Source organism: Tunicatimonas sp. (assembly GCF_049647865.1).
Taxonomy (GTDB): Bacteria; Bacteroidota; Bacteroidia; order Cytophagales; family Cyclobacteriaceae; genus Tunicatimonas.
The window spans coordinates 1-3,191 of record NZ_JBARYM010000445.1; the positions used below are offsets into that span (position 1 = coordinate 1).

At 49.1% G+C, this 3,191-nt stretch carries 3 protein-coding genes; all 3 read left to right on the forward strand.

Annotated elements, in window-relative coordinates; translation table 11 throughout:
* A partial coding sequence (locus WBA23_RS13250; RefSeq protein WP_424582755.1) for a PadR family transcriptional regulator occupies positions 1 to 283 on the forward strand: 283 nt, incomplete at its 5' end.
* Positions 284 to 285: 2 nt separating this feature from the next.
* Complete coding sequence (locus WBA23_RS13255; RefSeq protein WP_424582756.1) at positions 286 to 2,949, forward strand: ABC transporter permease; 2,664 nt, start codon at positions 286 to 288, stop codon at positions 2,947 to 2,949.
* 12 nt (positions 2,950 to 2,961) lie between these two features.
* Positions 2,962 to 3,191, forward strand: a 230-nt coding sequence (locus tag WBA23_RS13260; protein ID WP_424582757.1) for a permease prefix domain 2-containing transporter, incomplete at its 3' end; no start/stop codon positions are given.

Consider the following 3,191-nt stretch of genomic DNA (forward strand, 5'->3'; position numbering starts at 1 on the left):
CACGCCCCAGGCCTACAGCGTAGCCATTGCCGAAGCCCTGGAAGAAGAAACCGGCAAAACGGTCACTACCGGAGCGGTTCACGCCGCGTTGCAACGACTGGAAAAGAAAGGCTTCGTCAACTCCCAAATGGGCGAAGCCACTCCCGAACGGGGCGGACGACGCAAACGCCTCTTCACCGTAACGGTAGCAGGTAGCCGAATGCTGCACGAAGTGCGAGGCGTACGTAATCGACTGTGGGATAGGATTGCCCCGCAAGCTCTACCCAAGATTAGCTTTACCTAGCAATGGCTAATCAAGAACGTAAGCCGAAGGCACCACCTAAATGGCTCGACAAACTGTTAGCACGCTTCTGCGCACCTCACTTACGAGAAGAAGTGCTCGGCGACCTGCACGAACGCTACTATTTACGAGTACAGCGAGAAGGAGAAGCCAAAGCCCGAAGAGGCTACTGGCGGGAGGTGCTGGCGTATCTGCGACCTTCGATTTTTAAACGATCATCCACTCCCTCAATTTCCAACGATATGCTAAAGAACTATTTCACCCTGGCTCTGCGATTATTCGCCCGAAACAAAATGACTACCGCCATCAATGTGTTAGGGCTAGCCCTGGCCCTTACGGGTAGTATTCTCATTACTATGTTTATTCAGGATGAGCTGAGTTACGACCGCTATCATGAGAATGCGGATAGTATCTACCGGGTTACTCGGAACTTTCTATCCTCGGATGGCAATGTAGCGCTGCATCTTGGACATACGGCTCCCGGTTTCGGCCCGCTATTAGCGAATGATTTTTCGGATATTCAGGAAGTTGCCCGTATTCTGCGCTCTGGTATGACCTTGGGTACGATTGATGAAAACCGATCTTTTAAAGAGAACATAGCCGTAGAAAACCTCTATTACGCCGAACCGTCGGTTTTCACTGTATTCACCATTCCTATTGTAGCGGGCGACGCTACCACGGCTCTGGAAAAGCCCTTTACCATGATGCTTTCTGAGGCCGCCGCCGAAAAGTATTTCGGTACGCAAGATATAGTGGGGAAGCAACTTTTATCTCAAGATCACTACTTTGAGATTACCGGAGTATATCAATCCTTTCCTACCCAGTCGCACTGGCACCCCGATTTTCTGGTATCCTTCGGTACGCTTAATGATGATTCTGTCTACGGACGAAAGCGATTGGAAACGAACTGGGGCGGTAATAGCTTCGGTACCTATATTTTAGTCAACGATGAGTTTGACCCAGAGCGGGTGGAAGCCCAGTTTCCGGATTTTCTAGACCGACACCTGGGTGCTGCGGATAACCCGGTACAGCCTAGCGAACGGACAAGGCTGTTTCTTCAGCCGCTGACTTCCATTCACCTCCACTCTCAACTTGATGCCGAAGAAGAAGCCAATGGCGACATCAACTACGTGTATATTATGGGGGCTATCGGAGTATTTTTACTGCTGATTGCCTGTTTCAACTTTATCAACTTGTCGACCGCCCGAGCTACCACCCGGGGTAAAGAAGTTGGACTGCGTAAAGCCATCGGAGCGTTCCGACAACAGCTAATTCTTCAGCACTTAAGTGAATCTATTCTTTTGGCTCTTTTCGCTTTTCTGCTGGCAATTTTGCTTATCTCACTGGCACTCCCCTGGCTCAATGAGTTTACCGATAAAACTATTGAGTTATCTCAGTACGCTACGCCAACGGCGATATTGAGCATAGTGGCGATTGTCGTATTAGTGGGAACCTTGGCCGGACTTTATCCTGCGTTTATTATCTCCGGCTTCAAGCCCGTGCTGGCTTTAAAAGGCCGCACCGGTTCTACCCGAGAGAGCGGACGAGTGCGTCAGGCTTTGGTGGTAGTACAGTTCACCGCTTCTATCGTTATGATTGTAGCTACCCTCATCACCTACCAGCAGCTTAACTTTCTCAACGATCAGGAATTGGGTTACGCCAAAGATCAAGTCATTTTGCTGGGCTACACTGATGAGGTCGCCGATCGCTTTGAGACGTTCCGTCACGAACTTACCGAGCATCCGGCCATTCTGAATGCTACCCGATCTAGTTTGGTACCTACCGAACGATTGACGGCTTTTCAGGGTACTTCCGTGCAGCAGGGCGATAGCATGGTAACAACTGACGTGGTGATGAAGGACGTACGGATTGATCATCATTATTTTGATACCTACCAAATCCCCATCGTGAGCGGAAGAAACTTTTCCGAAACTATTGGGGCGGATGACTCTACCAACTTTATCATCAATGAAACGGCCGCCCGTATGGTAGGTTGGAATAATGAAGAGGCTATTGGGCAAATGCTTAAAAATGGCAACACAAGTGGTACGGTAGTCGGAGTGGTGCAAGATTTTCACTTTGAATCGTTGCACCAGCCGATTGTGCCGGTCGTCTTTCACGGACAGCATATGTTCAGTGAGCTATCGGTGCTAGTCTCAAAAGCCGACATGCCGGAAGCATTAGCGCACATGGAAACCGTTTGGAAGCAGTTTGAGTCCCAACACCAGTTTGACTATCTATTCCTCAACGAACATTATCAGCAACTCTACGATAGTGAACAGCGACAAAGTGAGTTATTCATCATCTTCGCTGCGCTGGCCGTCTTTATTGCTGCGATGGGTCTATTCGGCTTGGCAACGTTCAATACGCTCCAACGCACCAAAGAGGTGAGTATTCGAAAAGTACTGGGTGCCCCAGTTACCAGTATCCTCCAGTTGTTAAGTAAAGAAATCCTCGTGCTAATTCTGATTGCCAATATCGTAGCTTGGCCCATTGCTTGGTACTTTATGAGCGAGTGGCTCAGTGGCTTTGCCTACCACATAGACATGAGCATTGCTACTTATCTAGTTGCCGGAGTAGTGACCCTGATTATTACGCTGATCACTATTAGTAGCCAGACTATAAAAGCCGCGCTTACCAACCCCGCTACTATTCTACGAAACGATTAGCGGTAGTAAACTATGGATAAACCCCAACGTTCGTATCAGCCACCCCCTCGCTGGGTAGATAAACTGCTGGAACGCTTCTGCGCTCCCGAATTGCTAGAAGAAGTGCTCGGTGATTTACACGAACGCTACTACATGCGGGTACAGCGAGAGGGAGAAGTGAAAGCCCGAAGAGGTTATTGGCGAGAGGTACTGGCGTATTTGCGGCCTTCTACTTTTAAGAGATCTACTTTTGGCAATTCAGC